The sequence below is a fragment of the Vibrio sp. 1727 genome, assembly GCF_033344415.1.
Classification (GTDB): domain Bacteria; phylum Pseudomonadota; class Gammaproteobacteria; order Enterobacterales; family Vibrionaceae; genus Vibrio; species Vibrio alginolyticus.
The window spans coordinates 62,383-79,189 of the sequence record NZ_JAWPOT010000001.1 but is presented as its reverse complement, the minus strand read 5'-3'; the positions used below and the strand labels follow the sequence as shown (position 1 = coordinate 79,189).

Below are 16,807 nucleotides of genomic sequence, written 5' to 3'. Positions count from 1 at the left end.
GTTTCTTTCAAGAAAAAATAATAGTGTGACTGGCGTAAATTTACAGGATGAATAACGCAATAAATTTGAAGGAAAAATCGAGATTTTGCAGTAACTTAGAAAGGTCAAAAAAGAAGGTTTTTGAAGGCTAACTTTAAGCTGCTGATCCAAAAGAATAATTTTCTTTCGCCCAATAAAAAACGCCCCAGTCAAAAACTGACTGGGGCGGCTGAATCAGCCTAATCCAATAACGTGAAACAAAAGGTCTGAAAGATAGAACATCTTACCTCTGTACCCTACGAGTATTAATGTACAACAATTGGTCAGAATTGCAAAGAATTTTTGTAGTTTTTTTTCATGAAATTTTTATTAAGCAACATCAAAGTTAACTTTGCGCTAGCTTTTTTAATCTCAAAAAAAAGCCAGCGTTTGTGCGCTGGCTCATAATTAATTGGTTATTTTGGTCTAAAAGTGACTAATGAGCTTGATCCCAGTTATCACCGTGACCTGCTTCTGCAACCAACGGTACTTTTAGCTCTGCTGCAGATTCCATCAATTTCTGTACTTTACTTTCAATTTCGGACAATGATGACTCTTCAACTTCAAAGACCAATTCATCGTGTACTTGCATTAATAACTTCACACGACCATTGCCTTCTTCCTGAATCCACTGATCAACCAACAGCATCGCTTTCTTAATGATGTCCGCTGCCGTACCTTGCATTGGTGCGTTGATTGCCGCACGTTCAGCAGCTTTACGACGCATCCCGTTGCGCGATTTGATTTCTGGCAAATGCAAACGTCGACCAAAAATCGTTTCAACATACCCTTTATCTGCTGCTGTGCTGCGTGTGTCTTCCATGTACTGCATCACGCCTGGGTAACGTTCAAAGTATGTATCCATGTACGCTTGAGCCTCACCACGAGGAATGCCTAATTGCTTCGCCAAACCAAACGCACTCATGCCGTAAATAAGACCGAAATTAACCGCTTTCGCACGACGACGTTGCTCACTTGAAACATCCTCAATAGAAACACCCATGATTTCTGCTGCGGTTGCCGCGTGGATATCTTTGCCATCACGGAATGCATTCAATAAAGCTTGGTCGCCAGAAAGGTGCGCCATGATGCGCAGTTCGATTTGCGAGTAGTCGACCGCTAAGATTTTATGCCCTGATGGCGCGACAAACGCTTGACGAATACGACGGCCAGCTTCGTTACGAATTGGAATGTTCTGTAAGTTCGGATCAGTAGAAGATAGACGACCCGTTGCAGTCACTGCTTGGTGGTAAGAAGTATGCACGCGTCCCGTTGATGGGTTGATCATCTTCGGCAGTTTGTCGGTGTAAGTTGATTTTAACTTCGCCAGACCACGGTATTCCAAAATCAGCTTTGGTAGTGGGTAGTCTAGCGCGAGTTCTTGCAGAACTTCTTCATTCGTCGATGGTGTGCCTGATGGCGTTTTCTTCACAACCGGTAAACCCATTTTTTCAAATAGGATGGCTTGTAATTGCTTTGGCGAGTTCATATTAAACTCTTGCTCAGCAATTTCGTACGCTTTCTTTTCAAGCTCATCAAGGCGAGCGGTAATCTCGACCGACTGCGCACTTAGCTTCATTTCATCAATAAAGACCCCAGTGCGTTCAATGTGTGAAAGAACTGGCACTAACGGCATTTCAATCTCTTCGTAAACTGTCTTCAGGCTTTCATCCTGCTCGATATTAGCAAACAAGCGATTGTGCAGACGAAGGGTCACATCCGCATCTTCTGCCGCGTATGGCGATGCTTGTTCCAGTTCGATTTGGTTAAACGTAAGCTGATTTTTGCCTTTACCTGCAATTTGCTCAAAAGAAATGCAGCTGTGCTGTAGGAAGCGAAGCGCCAAGCTGTCCATATCGTGTTTACCGCCGACACTGTTGTAGATATACGATTCCAACATCGTGTCGTGCTTAATACCTTTTAGCTCAATGTCGTAACGAGCGAGTACAGACGCATCATACTTTAAGTTTTGACCGACTTTTGCTTTCGCTGCATCTTCAAGAATTGGCTTCAGCTGTTCTAGTACCCAATCACGATCAAGCTGTTCAGGCGCATCTAAATAGTCATGTGCAACTGGCACATAAGCCGCAATACCTTCATCGACAGCGAATGACAAACCAACTAGATTCGCTAGCATGTAATCTAGGTTATCGGTCTCCGTATCAAATGCAAACAGCTCAGCCGTTTGAAGTTTATCTAGCCAAGCATTGAAGGTTTCTTTATCCAGAATTGTTTCATATTGGCTGCGATCGATTGTTACCGCAGAAGTTTCCATCTCGGCTTGAGAAGAAGAAGCTTGTGAAGATCCTGCAAGCTCTGCGGCCTCCACAGATCCAGAACCGCCTTCAAGTAGTTCATTCAACCAAGATTTAAACGTCAGTTGGCCATACAGCTTCACTAATTCGTCTTTATTTGGTTCCGCTTTCAGCAATGATTCTGGCGTTTCCTCAAGCTCAACATCCAATTTGATGGTCGCGAGCTCATACGAAAGCATGGCATTTTCTTTGTTGTCGATGAGCTTTTTCGCCATGGTTTTAGAACCACGGAAACCAAGCCCTGCAATATCATCGAGGTTTTCATACAACTTCGTCAGACCACCAATACCTTGCAGTAGTGCGGTCGCTGTTTTATCACCGACACCCGGTACACCAGGAATGTTATCTACTTTATCGCCCATCAGTGCTAAGTAGTCGATGATCAACTCAGGTGGAATGCCAAACTTTTCAACCACACCTTCACGATCCATTACGACGTTCGTCATGGTGTTGATCAAGGTAATGTTATCATCCACTAGCTGCGCCATGTCTTTATCACCAGTACTGATCAATACAGGCATGCCCTTTTGTGATGCTTGGTATGCTAACGTACCGATGACGTCATCCGCCTCGACGCCAGGAACACAGATCAGCGGCAAACCCATTGCACGAATAACATTGTGTAATGGTTCAATTTGACAACGCAGGTCATCCGGCATTGGCGGACGATTCGCTTTGTATTCTGCATACATATCATCACGAAAGGTTTTTCCCTTTGCATCGAAAACCACCGCGATGCGCTCAGACGCAAACTGACGCATCATGCTGCGTAACATGTTCACGACGCCGTAAACGGCATTAGTTGGAATTTCACCATTGCTCATGGTGCCCGGGTAGGCGTGAAAAGCGCGATATAGGTAAGAAGAGCCGTCGATAAGGATCAACGGATTTTCAGGAATACTTGCCATAATTGTCTGTATCCAATTCAGTACTTGAGAGATCTGCCTAGGATGCCATGACTGCTGATCTGAATCTATCTTGTTCGCTCGATCTAGGTCGCGTAAATTTTTCCGACTTTATTCACGAAAACACCACCTCCTGTGGATAACTCTGTTTATAGAAATTATCCACTGGTTATCCAATAACAAAAAACACAAGAAAACACCAACTCAAGCCATTGATTTATAAAAATAAATCCGCATAACGGCGAGAAGATCAACGATCCTAAAATGATCATCGCATGTGGAAAAGATATTAATAGTGACGTCAAATAGAAATCGTAGAAAAGAAAAAAGCGACCCGAATGGGGTCGCCTAGCAGAAGTGGTAAAGCAAATTCTGTAAATAGAGCAGCTTAACCAAGAAGCTATAAATTACACTGGAAGCAATGTGAGCAATGTCGTGTCAAAAAGAATTCGTGCAAGTTCTCGGAAAAATGTTTCATCACTTCTCAACTTTCAGTTAATTAACTTCTGTTAATAAGTCACTCAACGTCCTTGTGAACTTTCCTCATTCCCTAAGACAGGTTTAATAATAATGATTCTCATTTCGTAGTCAACAGTTAAATGAGAAAAAATCTCATTTATTTTCACATTGCTTTAATGAAATGCACTCGAGACTCTCGAAGATTTACTTTTTCTTCAAATTTTTCAATGATATAGCCATTTCTCAATAACAAGCGAAGCATAGCCGGAAACTGGTTTCGAGATTTCACTTTTAATGTGTTGTAGCCTTGTTCTGCCACCCAATCCTCTTGAGCTTCCAAAAGCAGCTGTGCCACGCCTTCATTTCGAGCTTCAGGGACAACACCACCTAACCAGCTATAGAAAACACCATCCTCTAATTCGTAACCTATTTTGAAGCCGACAATCGTGCCATTTTTTTCTGCAACGAGGATTAAACTGTTTTTCTCTTCTAAACGTTGAGTCATGGAGTCTACCGTTTCTCCTTTCGAAAACTCGGTAACACGCGCCACAACTTGAAGTGCTTCTTCCAATGTGCCTTCACGAATCAGCATTGTCATTGTTCTCTTCTCCAAAATAAAAATACCCAAGCACCTTGGATTGTTACTGTTGTAATCCGCCTGAGGTTACTTGGGTATATACAGACGAACAACTCTTGTTGGTCTGGTATTTCTCACTGAGCGATAATTACTCTTCTGTCGCTTCCGGAGTACGATTTAGGTGTTGAGCAGTTTGTGCATTCTCTTCTGCCAACCACTCAGCAACGTCTTTCGCAAAGTACGTTAAGATGCCATCTGCACCTGCACGTTTGAAGCACAATAGTGATTCCATCACAATTTCACGCTCTTTGAGCCAGCCATTCATGATCGCCGCTTTATGCATCGCGTACTCGCCAGAGACTTGATAAGCAAATGTCGGTACTTGAAGTTCAGTTTTTACTCGGCGAACTACATCTAAGTATGGCATACCAGGTTTAACCATCACCATGTCCGCACCTTCATTGATGTCTAGCGCCACTTCGTGAATCGCTTCATCAATGTTTGCTGGGTCCATTTGGTAGTTTTTCTTGTTGCCGCCTTTTAGATTTGAAGAAGAGCCAACCGCATCACGGAATGGTCCGTAGTAGTTCGATGCGTACTTAGCCGAGTAAGCCATGATTTGAGTATGAATGTAGCCCGCGTTTTCTAATGCTTCGCGGATCTTACCAATTCGGCCATCCATCATGTCTGAAGGCGCGACTACGTCAGAACCCGCTTCTGCATGAGACAAAGCCTGCTTAACCAATACTTCTGTGGTTTCATCATTCATTACGTAGCCATCTTCATCGATGATGCCGTCTTGGCCATGTGTCGTGAATGGGTCGAGTGCCACGTCTGTGATTACACCAATTTGAGGAATGTGTTCTTTAAGCGCTCGTACTGCTCGCTGAACCAAACCTTCTGGGTTGTAGGCTTCAGTAGCACATAAGCTTTTAGCGTCTTGGTTTACGACAGGGAAAAGCGCGATTGCTGGAACGCCTAGATTTGCAAGGTATTGTGCTTCTTCTAGCATTAAATCAATCGACAAACGCTCTACACCCGGCATGGACTCCACGCTCTCACGACGATCTTTACCCATAAGAATGAACATTGGGTAAATCAGATCATTAACAAAAAGTTGGTTCTCAGCCATCAAACGACGACTAAAATCGTGCTTACGTAAACGACGCATACGGCGTGCAGGGAATGGACCTTGAATTGATACAGACACCATTTTCTCCTTGTCTGGACGGTTATGATGATCAAATCATCTGGTGAACAAAATCATATCACTCTTGATGCATGTTGCGAGTGACAATCTGGAAAAAGGTAATGAAAAAAACTGAAAATGACCCAGCACTCACACTCAAGTATACTTCGAATACGAAACCAACCATGAAGCACAGAGAGTAACGATGATCGATACCCACGCGCACATCTATGCTAGCGAATTTGATAACGACCGCGATGAAGTAGTACAACGCGCCTTAACGCAAGGCATTAATAAAATCCTGTTGCCAAACATCGATCTGGACTCAATTGAGCCCATGCTAAAAACCGAAGCGGCATATCCTGACGTATGCCACTCAATGATGGGGCTGCACCCTTGCTATGTGGATAACAACGTTGAGCAAACGTTGGAGATCATCCGCGGCTGGTTTGAGAAACACAAGTTTATTGCGGTGGGCGAAATCGGTATCGACCTGTATTGGGACAAAACCTATCGTGCTGAGCAAGAAATGGCGTTCGTAGCTCAACTTAACTGGGCAAAAGAGATGGATTTACCGGTCGTTATCCACACTCGTGATTCGATTGAAGAAACACTCACTTTGCTACGACAAGAGCAAGATGGTCGTCTGCGTGGTGTATTCCACTGTTTTGGAGGCAGCTTAGAAGAAGCACAAGCAATCAATGAGCTAGGCTTCCACTTAGGCTTGGGTGGCGTATCAACCTTTAAGAATGGCGGGATGGATAAAGTCATTCCACATTTGGATATGCAGTGGGTCATTTTAGAAACCGACTGTCCATATTTAGCGCCGGTGCCACACCGTGGTAAACGTAATGAACCAGCCTACACTTCTCTCGTTGCACAACGTGTTGCCGACTTGCGTGATGTCGACATCGCAACCATCGATGCCATAACGACTGAGAATGCCAAAAAGCTGTTTAATATTTAATTCACGAGAATTGAAAAAGCGACGAAATCAACGTCGCTTTTTTATCACCTAAACTATTGAATGAACGATTCAACCCGTTGAAATAGTAGAACAATCCATACAAAATTATTGATAAACATAATAATTAACTAGCAACTCTACTTACTTCTCATATCGTCACTTTACTTCGTCCGCTTTGCAAAACTGTCGACAACTCGACACATTATTTTTCTATACTGATTTACGCCCATTAATTAGCACAAATGTAAAACAGCATGAATATGGAAGTTGAAGTGTGTACACATGGTGCTTACTTACAACGCGTACCGCGCAGTTTTTTTCAAAAGCTGCTGGGCATCAAGGAAGTATACGTATGCACAAAATGTGGTTACGTCATGAAAGTTAAGTAATTAGCCCAAGAAAAAACCAACCGCAAAAAAAGCGGCTCAATTGAGCCGCTTTTCACATCTAGATTAGCCTTATTCTTCGGTTTCCGCTTCTACTTCTTCGCTTCGACGAGTATAAAAACGCGCGAAGAACAAACCGACTTCAAACAGTAAACACATCGGAATAGCGAGTAAGGTTTGCGAGATCATGTCTGGTGGCGTTAACACCATACCTACGACAAACGCAGCCACTATAATATAAGGACGTTTCTGTCTTAAATCTTCTGGTGTAGTGGCCCCAGTCCAACACAACAAAATAATCGCAACAGGCACCTCAAATGCGATACCAAACGCCATAAATAGCGCCAGCACAAAGTCGAGATAACTCGAGATATCAGTTGCAAACTCTACTCCACCAAGAGAGATGGCGGTAAAGAAGCCAAACACCAATGGAAATACCACGAAGTAGGCAAATGCCACTCCACAGTAGAACAATAGCGAACTAGAGAACAGCAGTGGCATGATCAATCGACGTTCATGCTTGTACAAACCTGGCGCTACAAAGGCCCAAACTTGATACAAAATAAACGGCACCGCAATAAATACCGAAGCAATTAACGTCAGCTTAAGTGGCGTAAAAAAAGGTGACGCTACATCCGTAGCAATCATGGTCGCGCCTTCAGGTAGACGTTCTACTAAAGGTGCGGAAACAAACTCGTAAATGTGGTTAGAGAAATAAATTAGTCCGACAAACACGACCAACACTGCGAGGATTGAGCGCAGTAGTCGGTTGCGAAGCTCCAACAAATGACTAATTAAAGGTTGTGTCTGCTCGACGGTAGACATGGCAAACCTCTTATTAAAAACCAGATCAAAAAGGAGCTACCAATCACTAGTAGCTCCTCCTAATGAGACTATTCGGCTTTCTTATCTGCCGCTGTAACCTTGCTCTCTTGCGCTTTCTCTACCTTTTCTGCTGCTAGCTCTGTTTTTACAGGCTCAGCCTCTGAATCGGTGTTCTTTGCGTAAGGACGATTTACAGATTGCGCTGCCTTCTTCAACTCTTCAACTGAAGATTTCAACTCAGGGGACAAATCATCCATCCCCATTTGTTCTGCTTTGCGCAAGTTTTCTTGCAGCTCTTGGACTTTCAGCTCGTGTGACAATTCGTCTTTGACGCTATTTGCCATACTCTTAGCGGCACCGATAAAGCGAGACACGCTGCGAATAGCATGAGGCAAACGCTCCGGCCCAAGAACGACCAGACCAACAACAGATATTAATACCAGTTCCCAAAAACCGATATCAAACACGTTTTACGCCTGCTCTTTGTCTTTTTTCGTTTCAGGAGCAGCTTCTTTTTTCTGCTGCTCTTCTAGACTTTTTGGTTCGAAGTCTGCGTCTTTGTCATTTTTCGCAGGTTCATCTTCGCTCATCGCTTTTTTGAAGCCCTTAACGGCACCACCCAGATCGCCACCGATACCGCGTAGTTTCTTTGTTCCGAATAGCAATACAACAATTACAGCAATGATTAGAAGTTGCCAAACACTGATACCACCCATTCTCTTTACCTCGGGTCTTTAAACAAACAAAAATATTTCAAGAGTTTAACGTCTATTGACGATAAGCTCGCCAACTAAGCAGCCAAAATGTGACACCTGCGATACCGCAGGCCAACGAAAGCTGCTCAAAAGCATCGTTCACCAATATTGCCGAGCATACGACTAAAGTCGCGCCAACGCCAAACAAAAACTTTCCTGTCGCCTGCTGGCGCTTGCTCTGGCGATACCCTTGATAAAGCTGATCCATACGTTGATTCATCGCTTTACCTTGTTTCAGGCTATCGTAAAGCAGCTCTGGCAGTTCAGGTAATTTCTCTGCCCAAAATGGTGCGCGGTCTTTAATCGCATTCACTAGAGCTTGCGGCCCAACTTGATTCATCATCCATTCTTCCAGGAATGGTTTTGCGGTCTCCCACAAATCAAGTTGAGGATATAGCTGCCTACCAAGCCCTTCCACGTACAACAGCGTTTTTTGCAACAGTACAAGCTGTGGCTGAACCTCCATATTGAATCGACGTGCCGTATTGAACAAATTCAACAACACATGACCAAAGGAGATTTCGCACAATGGCTTAGCAAAAATAGGCTCACACACAATGCGAATCGCGAACTCAAACTCATCGACATTGGTATCCGCAGGCACCCATCCTGAATCCACATGTAACTCCGCCACTCGGCGGTAGTCACGATTGAAAAACGCCAGGAAGTTTTCCGCCAGATAACGCTTGTCTTCGCTATTAAGTGTACCAACGATTCCGCAATCTAGCCCTATCCACATTGGGTTCTCTGGATGTTCGGGTTTGACGAACACATTACCCGGATGCATATCGGCATGGAAAAAGCTGTCTCGGAACACCTGAGTGAAGAACACACTCACACCGCGTTCCGCGAGCAATTTCATATTGGTGCCATTTGCTTTCAAGCCTTCAATATCAGAGACTTGAATGCCATATATTCGCTCAGAAACCATGACAGTTTCATTACTGAAGTCGGGAAAAACTTCAGGAACATATAATTCTTCGCTGCCTTCAAAGTTGCGGCGCAACTGAATGGCATTCGCCGCCTCACGTCGCAAGTCGAGTTCATCAAGCAGGGTTTTCTCGTACTCACGCACGACTTCAACTGGTTTTAAACGACGTGCTTCAGGCATCGCTCCGGCGACTATACGCGCCATTCGGTGCATCAGTTTTAGATCTGAATCAATGACTGGGCGAATATCTGGGCGGATAACCTTTAATACCACTTCTTGGTTAGTGTCTTTTATGCGCGCAGTATGTACCTGAGCAATCGACGCAGACGCCAGTGGTTTGATATCAAACTCGGTAAACCATTTTTCTAACGGACCACCTAATGCTTGCTCCATCTGCTTTTTTGCCAACTCGCCATCAAAAGGAGCGACTTGGTCTTGAAGTAAAGCTAGGGGATCAGCGATATGCGGAGGAAATAAGTCACGGCGCGTCGACATCATCTGACCGAACTTAATCCAAACCGGCCCCAGCTCTTGCAGTGCTAAACGCAGACGTTCACCGAGTGGTTTTTCTGGGTGCTTGTTCTTAATCCAAAACAAGCTTTTGCGCAGTAAAAGCGGCGCTTTGGTCAGTTGGTGATCGGGAAGCAACTCATCTAAGCCGTATTCCAGTTGTACTTTGGCGATGTGGTATAAGCGCTTTAGTTCTGCTGGCGTCATGGTTTCTCCAATGCAGGCTTATCTGCATCCAGCTTATTCAGCAAAGCCGTTAAACGAGCTTCAATGCGAGAAGCCTGGCTGCGAACCTCATCAACTTGGTCGCAGAAATAGGCCACTTCTAACGGAGCGGGAGCCAGTTTCCATTCTTCAGTCACTACTTGCGCAAGATGACGCTGGTGTTTTTCTGCTTGAGACGCAAGAAAGTTGCCGATGTTTTTTGAACCTTGCACAAAGGTATGTGCGGCGACATCGCCAGTCACGCGAGACAACCACTCTTCAACATCTGGTTTGCAATCCACCATCAACTGAGAGAATTTCTGCGCCAATTGAATATCGCCTTCGAGTTCAAGTTTATCTTGTTTAATAAGACGAGTGATGTTGGCCTGATCGCGCAGCTCTGGTAACACACTCAAGTTGAGCGATAGATAGCAGTTAGGCTGCCCTTCGTAATGACCGAGCACATCAATTTGCTGACTAAAAACGAATGTCAGTGTTTTATTGATCTCTTTCAGGTGAACTTGAATAACTTGACCTTTTAGACGCGCTAAACGACGGCCCAATGCAGGGTCGTCTTTGATCAGTGTATTCAGTGACGTTTCAATCACAGCGGTGATAAGTGGTTCAAATGGCATGCCGTTAACCCTTAGAATTTATAACCGCGATGCAAAGCCACAATACCACCAGTTAAGTTGTAGTATTTGGTGTTTTCAAAACCTGCTTCTTGCATCATGCCTTCCAGCGTTTCTTGGTCTGGATGCATACGGATTGACTCCGCTAGGTAGCGGTAACTCTCTGAGTCATTCGCAACTAGCTCACCGATTCTCGGCAACAAGTGGAATGAATATGCGTCGTATACTTTCGATAACGGCTCTAGCACTGGTTTTGAAAATTCCAACACCAATAGACGGCCGCCTGGCTTCAGTACGCGGAACATTGAACGAAGCGCTTTGTCTTTGTCAGTCACATTACGCAAACAAAAACTGATGGTGATGGCATCAAAATAATCATCTGGGAACGGCAGTTCTTCTGCGTTGGCTTGAACGTAATGCACGTTACCCACAATACCGTTGTCACGCAGTTTATCGCGACCAACGTTAAGCATTGAGTTATTGATATCGGCAAGGATGACATGGCCTTCATCGCCAACAATACGCGAGAATTTCGCCGTCAAATCCCCCGTACCACCACCTAGGTCAAGAATACGCTGGCCAGGGCGAGCGCCACTACAATCGATAGTGAAGCGCTTCCAAAGGCGGTGAATACCACCTGACATCAGGTCATTCATGATGTCGTATTTTGTTGCCACGGAGTGGAATACTTCGGCAACCTTAGTCACTTTTTCGTCTTTTGCCACTGTAGAGAAACCAAAGTGAGTGGTTTCATTCTCTAACGCTGTATTGGATTGCAAACTTGTGTCCGTCATTCTAATTCCTCTTAGGCAGCGCTTTCCTCTACGGGGCGTTTGTTGACAAATAAAATCGCCCACTGCACTGCGGGCGATTAGTTTACTTTATCCTCAGCCGGATGTCTTTCTACTAACGGGTCATTTTCTGAAAATGCATCACTCTGCGCTAACTGCGCGAGGTCGGAAGAAATCGGTCGTTTAATTTCAACTCCCAAGTGTTTAAAGCTTTCGGCTTGGCGAATCACATTTCCGCGCCCTGTGGCAAGCTTGTTCATCGCACCTTGATAGCTTTGATTCGCCTTATCCAGCGCACCACCGAGCCCCTCCATGTCGTCTACAAACAATCGTAATTTGTCGTAGAGTTTTGTCGCACGCTGCGCAATCATTTTGGCGTTTTCATTTTGGCGTTCATTGCGCCATAGATTATCAATGGTGCGCAATGCCACCAGCAACGTTGTTGGGCTCACCAAAATGATGTTTTGCTCCATCGCGTCTTTGATCAAACTTGGATCGGCTTGAATCGCGACTTGGAACGCCGACTCAACCGGGATAAACATCAGAACATAGTCCAAACTCTGAATACCTTTGAGTTTGTGGTAGTCCTTCATGCTTAACCCTTTGATATGTGCACGTAGAGCAGCTAAGTGCGCATTCAAAGCCTGATCGCGCTCAGCATCAGTTTCGGCGTTGAAGTAGCGCTCATAGGCAACCAGCGCCATTTTAGAATCCACAACCACTTGTTTGTTTTGTGGGAGATGCACAATGACATCAGGTTGGTAACGCTTGCCTGCTTCATTTTGTAAGTTCACCTGAGTCTGATATTCGTGCCCTTCACGCAAGCCAGATTCGGCAAGTACCCTAGCGAGCACCACTTCGCCCCAGTTACCTTGCTGTTTGTTGTCCCCTTTCAACGCTTGGGTCAAATTAACCGCTTCACGCGTCATTTGCTCGTTCAAACGTTGCAGGTTTTTCAGCTCATGCACTAGGGTATGGCGCTCTTTAGCTTCTTGGCTAAAGCTGTCATTAACGTGCTTTTTGAACCCTTCTAACTGTTCTCTAAGCGGTGACAACAAGCCTTCTAAACTCTGACGGTTTTGCAAATCGACCTTCGCGGTTTTTTCTTCAAACAATTGGTTGGCCAAGTGCTCAAATTGTTGTTTCAAGCGTGCTTCCGCTTGTTCTAAAATTTGCAGTTTTTCGGCATTAGCTTGGTTAATTTGCTCATGGCGAGCTTGCTGTTCACGCAGCTGCGTTTCTAGACGTGATTTGTGTTCACGCATTTGACCAAGCTCATCAAAGTATTGCTGGCGCTCTTGCTTTACAGCCTCGAAGTAACGCAGTTTTTCCATTGCTGCCATCAGCTTTCCATGTGTTTGGCGTACTTCAAACGCGGCTTTATCGCGCTCATCATCTAATTCATCCAACTCTTGCTGGGCATCGGCAAGGCTTTGCTTGACCTGTTCAAGTTGCTGTTGATGAAGCTGTTTTTCTGAAAAAAGTTGTTGCTCGAGAAGCTGAGTTTGGGTGATAAAACGCTGTTTCACCCACCAACCGGCAGCGACACCACTAAGCGTGGCAGCACAAAGAGAAGAGAGAATGAGAGATTGGTACTCAAGAATCCATTGCATAATAGCGAGTTAGCCTGTGTTTTGTATCTATAACAATGGTATTTAGACACTGGATAAATGTCCAGTTTGTTGGATGAAAAATCCTCGCATACACTAGGCCTTCCTATAATATTCTTTCTTCCGCTCAAATTATCCAAACCGAGCGGCACATCATCACGCAGAGGCATCATGAACGAGCGTCGCGCCCTAGGATTTGGGCTCTCAGCAGTATTACTTTGGTCTACCGTTGCAACCGCATTTAAACTCACGTTGGCAGAATTTACGCCGATTCAAATGCTATGCATTGCCAGCATCGTCTCTGCGATTGCGTTAACAGTAATCTGTGGTGTGCAAGGTAAACTGGGCCAGTTAAGCGCTACATTTTTCTCAAACCCTTGGTATTACCTACTGCTTGGGTTGATTAACCCTTTGGCGTATTACGTTATTCTGTTCAAAGCATATGACTTGCTGCCCGCATCTCAGGCTCAAGCGATCAACTACAGCTGGGCCATCACCTTAACGCTAATGGCCGCTGTTTTCTTAGGACAAAAGATCCGTGGTAAGGACTGGCTGGCTTGCGGTTTTAGTTATGTCGGCGTGATAGTGATTGCCACACAAGGCAATCTTTTAGGCATGGAATTTGAGAGCCCGTTGGGTGTTGGTCTTGCGCTGCTATCAACGCTGCTGTGGGCCGGTTACTGGATTTTAAATACCAAAAATAAGGCCGACCCTGTGGTTGGCGTTCTGCTCGGCTTTTTGGTCGCTATTCCATTCGCCATTGGTTTAAGTCTTTATGAAGGTGCTGGCTGGCAGATGATCTCAGTTAAAGGCTGGGCAGCGGTGACGTATGTCGGACTGTTTGAAATGGGGATCACTTTCGTTTTGTGGCTGAGCGCACTCAAATCAACGCAAAACACCGCGCGTATCAGTAATCTGATCTTTGCTTCTCCATTTATCTCACTCATGTTGTTAGCTACCATCATCGGCGAAGAAATTCATCCTTCAACCTTGATTGGCCTGGTATTGATCATCAGTGGCTTAGTCATTCAGCAAGTCTCATGGGGCAAGAAAACCAAAGCGGTAAACGCTTCTTAATCACCTATCAAAAGCCCTAAAAAACGATGCAATAAGTTGGATAAAAAAGAGATATAGATAACATTTTAATGATAGAAAGCACTTTACGCTGCTAGGATTTAGCTACGCGTTGGATACGATACTCACAAAGCCCAATAGCTTACGCTAGATTCTAATATAATTACCTTTGGGCGATTTAGGACTCGTTATTAATTATGTTTCGCTTCGCTATTCCTTCGCCTTTGATGGCAGACTGGCAACACGTTCTGCGACAATGCTGTAATGTAACTCAAGCTCAGGGACAGCTTTATACTCTGAGCGATACTCAGCAGTGGCTATCGACTGAGGTGTCCACCTCAACCCAAAATCATCGTGCTATCGTCGATGTGATAACGCAAGTTGTCGATCACTTTACGCCGACAGATTTTACAGTTAGCCATACCCCCTTTGAAGAGCAAACCTTGAGCATTGGACCGATTTGGCTACCTAATGGCGAATTGATTGCCGTACTGACACTGACTCACACTAATGATCAATCAACGGTTGTTTCGGCATGGCTAAGCGCAATCGCGGGGCGGATCAGCTTTGATATCAACTTGCACTGTCAGCAAGAACAAACGCGACATCAAAGCGCCGAAATAAAGCCAACACCAACACTACAAGAGTTTATCGACTGCCTTGAAGACCACGTATGGATAAAAGGCATGGATGGCCTTTATTCGATGACCAACCGAAGCGTAGAAAACGCGTGGCAAAAAACCAACAGTGAAATCATTGGAAAAGACGATTTTGCCCTGTTTAGCCATGAACGTGCGGAAAAATTCATTGATGCCGATAAATTGGTGGTAGCCACTGGCACGCAAAATATTGTTGAAGAATGCCGTCAAATTGATGAAAACAATAACCCCACTTGGCTAGAAACCATTAAGTCTCCTGTCCGTGATCATGCGGGAAACTTAATCGGCATTCTGGGGATGACACGTAACATCACCCGCCGAAAAATGGTAGAAACGCAGCTCTCCTTAGCGTCCCAAATTTTCAACAATTCGCAAGAAGGCATGGTCATTACAGACCGCAATGCCAACATCATTGATGTAAACACGGCTTTTACCCAAATTACAGGTTACCGCTCTGAAGAGGTGATAGGAAAAAACCCACGAATTCTGCGCTCAGGCCATCATGATCAAGGTTTCTATCAACAGTTGTGGCATCAACTCGAAAACAAAGGCCAATGGAAAGGCGAATTCATCAACAGAAAGAAAGATGGCAGCATTTATCCGCAATTAGCGACCATTAGCGCCGTAATGGACGATAAAAACCACCTTATTAACTACATTTGTGTGTTTGAAGATATCTCTGTGCGTAAGGCACACGAAGAAAAGCTGCAGCGCATGGCTTTTTACGATCCATTAACCAATCTACCTAATCGAACCCATTTACTCAGCTTACTTGAGCAACACATCGAAACCGGACACAAAAACCAGCAGACGTTTGCCACCCTATTCTTAGATATCGACCATTTCAAACACATCAACGATAGCATGGGCCACTTCTGTGGTGACCAATTGCTGTCTAAGTTAGCGATTCGTCTGCAAGATGTTCTTCACCTCAATGCGCATGTGGCTCGCATTGGCGGCGATGAATTTGTGATTATTTTGCCAGACATCCATAGTGATGTTGCCTTATTGGAAACCGTCGGCGATATTCTAAGCGTATTCCAGCAACCATTCGACTTGGCAAATCACGACTCACTTCGTGTCTCGACCAGTATTGGTATTGCCTTGTACCCAAGAGACGGTCAAGACAGTGAAACCTTACTGAAAAACGCAGACACCGCGATGTACTTAGCGAAGAAAAATGGACGCAACGGCTACGCGTTTTACTCACCGGATTTGACCGATAAATCCGTATCCCATGTACGCATTCAATCCGCTTTGCATCAAGCAATAGAAAAACAACAACTCCGGTTAGAATTCCAACCGCAATACAACTTGGAACGAAATACGATTGTCGGCGTGGAAGCTTTATTACGCTGGCAGCATCCAGAATTTGGCCTTGTACCACCAGCAGACTTTATTCCAATTGCAGAAAAAACAGGGCTGATTCAAAGCATTGGTGAGTGGGTGTTACAACAAGCTTGTTTGCAAGGTAATGCTTGGCTGGACCAGGGCATCGAGTTTGGCAAAATCGCCGTCAATGTTTCTGCGTTGCAGCTTCAGCAGTCAAATTTCATTCAGCGATTAAGTACCATCCTCGATAACACCGGATACCCTGCCCAACGGTTAGATTTGGAGATCACAGAGAGCTTTTTACTGATCGACCCTCAACAAGCCATTGCATCGTTAAATCAATTACGAGAACTGGGTATTGAGATTTCTCTGGATGACTTTGGAACTGGCTATTCGTCTTTGTCTTACTTGAAAGGTTTGCCAATCAACAAACTGAAAATTGACCGCTCATTTGTCAGTGATGTGCCAAGTAATAGCGACAGCAACGCGATTGTGAATGCCATTATTGCCATGGGAAAAACGCTGTCGTTGAAAGTCGTCGCGGAAGGGATAGAAACTCGGGAACAAGCCGATTATTTATTCGAAAAAGGCTGTATTTATGGTCAGGGATATTTATTTAGTCAGCCAGTGAGCGCTGAAAAACTGTTTCGTTGAACCAGCTTGACCCT

Annotated in this window: 13 protein-coding genes; 3 read left to right on the top strand and 10 right to left on the bottom strand. The window is 44.7% G+C overall.

Annotated features, from left to right (window positions below; all coding sequences use genetic code 11):
• Positions 1 to 454 precede the first annotated feature (454 nt).
• The 3 genes from polA to hemB all read right to left on the bottom strand — a co-directional run bounded on the left by polA (position 455) and on the right by hemB (position 5,484).
• Complete coding sequence (polA, locus tag R8O10_RS00360) at positions 455 to 3,241, bottom strand: DNA polymerase I (protein WP_318146085.1); 2,787 nt, start codon at positions 3,239 to 3,241, stop codon at positions 455 to 457.
• A 619-nt stretch (positions 3,242 to 3,860) separates the two neighbouring features.
• Positions 3,861 to 4,295 (bottom strand): GNAT family N-acetyltransferase, encoded by a 435-nt coding sequence (locus R8O10_RS00355; RefSeq protein WP_005379245.1) that lies wholly within the window; start codon positions 4,293 to 4,295, stop codon positions 3,861 to 3,863.
• Between the two features lie 127 nt (positions 4,296 to 4,422).
• The gene (gene hemB / locus R8O10_RS00350) at positions 4,423 to 5,484 is read right to left on the bottom strand and encodes a porphobilinogen synthase (protein ID WP_318146086.1); all 1,062 of its coding nucleotides are present in this window, start codon (positions 5,482 to 5,484) and stop codon (positions 4,423 to 4,425) included.
• A 184-nt stretch (positions 5,485 to 5,668) separates the two neighbouring features.
• Between hemB and R8O10_RS00345 the strand changes: the two genes are divergently transcribed.
• A complete protein-coding gene (locus R8O10_RS00345; protein ID WP_005379240.1) occupies positions 5,669 to 6,430 on the top strand; it encodes a TatD family hydrolase in 762 nt (253 codons plus the stop codon).
• A 458-nt stretch (positions 6,431 to 6,888) separates the two neighbouring features.
• Here R8O10_RS00345 and tatC read toward each other — a convergent pair whose 3' ends face one another.
• The 7 genes from tatC to rmuC all read right to left on the bottom strand — a co-directional run bounded on the left by tatC (position 6,889) and on the right by rmuC (position 13,077).
• Complete coding sequence (gene tatC / locus R8O10_RS00340; protein WP_005379234.1) at positions 6,889 to 7,641, bottom strand: twin-arginine translocase subunit TatC; 753 nt, start codon at positions 7,639 to 7,641, stop codon at positions 6,889 to 6,891.
• 68 nt (positions 7,642 to 7,709) lie between these two features.
• A complete protein-coding gene (gene tatB, locus R8O10_RS00335; protein ID WP_225468030.1) occupies positions 7,710 to 8,108 on the bottom strand; it encodes a Sec-independent protein translocase protein TatB in 399 nt (132 codons plus the stop codon).
• 3 nt (positions 8,109 to 8,111) lie between these two features.
• A complete protein-coding gene (tatA, locus tag R8O10_RS00330; protein ID WP_005382958.1) occupies positions 8,112 to 8,357 on the bottom strand; it encodes a Sec-independent protein translocase subunit TatA in 246 nt (81 codons plus the stop codon).
• 52 nt (positions 8,358 to 8,409) lie between these two features.
• Positions 8,410 to 10,044 carry a ubiquinone biosynthesis regulatory protein kinase UbiB gene (gene ubiB, locus R8O10_RS00325; RefSeq protein ID WP_005379226.1) on the bottom strand — a complete coding sequence of 545 codons (1,635 nt, stop codon included), beginning with the start codon at positions 10,042 to 10,044 and terminating at the stop codon, positions 8,410 to 8,412.
• A complete protein-coding gene (locus tag R8O10_RS00320; protein WP_005379213.1) occupies positions 10,041 to 10,676 on the bottom strand; it encodes an SCP2 domain-containing protein in 636 nt (211 codons plus the stop codon). Before R8O10_RS00320 ends, ubiB begins: the two co-directional genes overlap by 4 nt.
• Before the next feature lie 11 nt (positions 10,677 to 10,687).
• The gene (gene ubiE, locus R8O10_RS00315; protein ID WP_225468029.1) at positions 10,688 to 11,467 is read right to left on the bottom strand and encodes a bifunctional demethylmenaquinone methyltransferase/2-methoxy-6-polyprenyl-1,4-benzoquinol methylase UbiE; all 780 of its coding nucleotides are present in this window, start codon (positions 11,465 to 11,467) and stop codon (positions 10,688 to 10,690) included.
• Between the two features lie 77 nt (positions 11,468 to 11,544).
• A complete protein-coding gene (gene rmuC, locus R8O10_RS00310) occupies positions 11,545 to 13,077 on the bottom strand; it encodes a DNA recombination protein RmuC (RefSeq protein WP_318146087.1) in 1,533 nt (510 codons plus the stop codon).
• Between the two features lie 168 nt (positions 13,078 to 13,245).
• On the opposite strand from rmuC, the gene R8O10_RS00305 reads away from it, so the two are divergent.
• Complete coding sequence (locus tag R8O10_RS00305) at positions 13,246 to 14,151, top strand: DMT family transporter (RefSeq protein ID WP_318191052.1); 906 nt, start codon at positions 13,246 to 13,248, stop codon at positions 14,149 to 14,151.
• A gap of 194 nt (positions 14,152 to 14,345) precedes the next feature.
• On the top strand, positions 14,346 to 16,793 hold the full coding sequence (locus tag R8O10_RS00300) for an EAL domain-containing protein (RefSeq protein WP_318146089.1): 2,448 nt from the start codon (positions 14,346 to 14,348) through the stop codon (positions 16,791 to 16,793).
• The last annotated feature ends 14 nt before the right edge of the window (positions 16,794 to 16,807 follow it).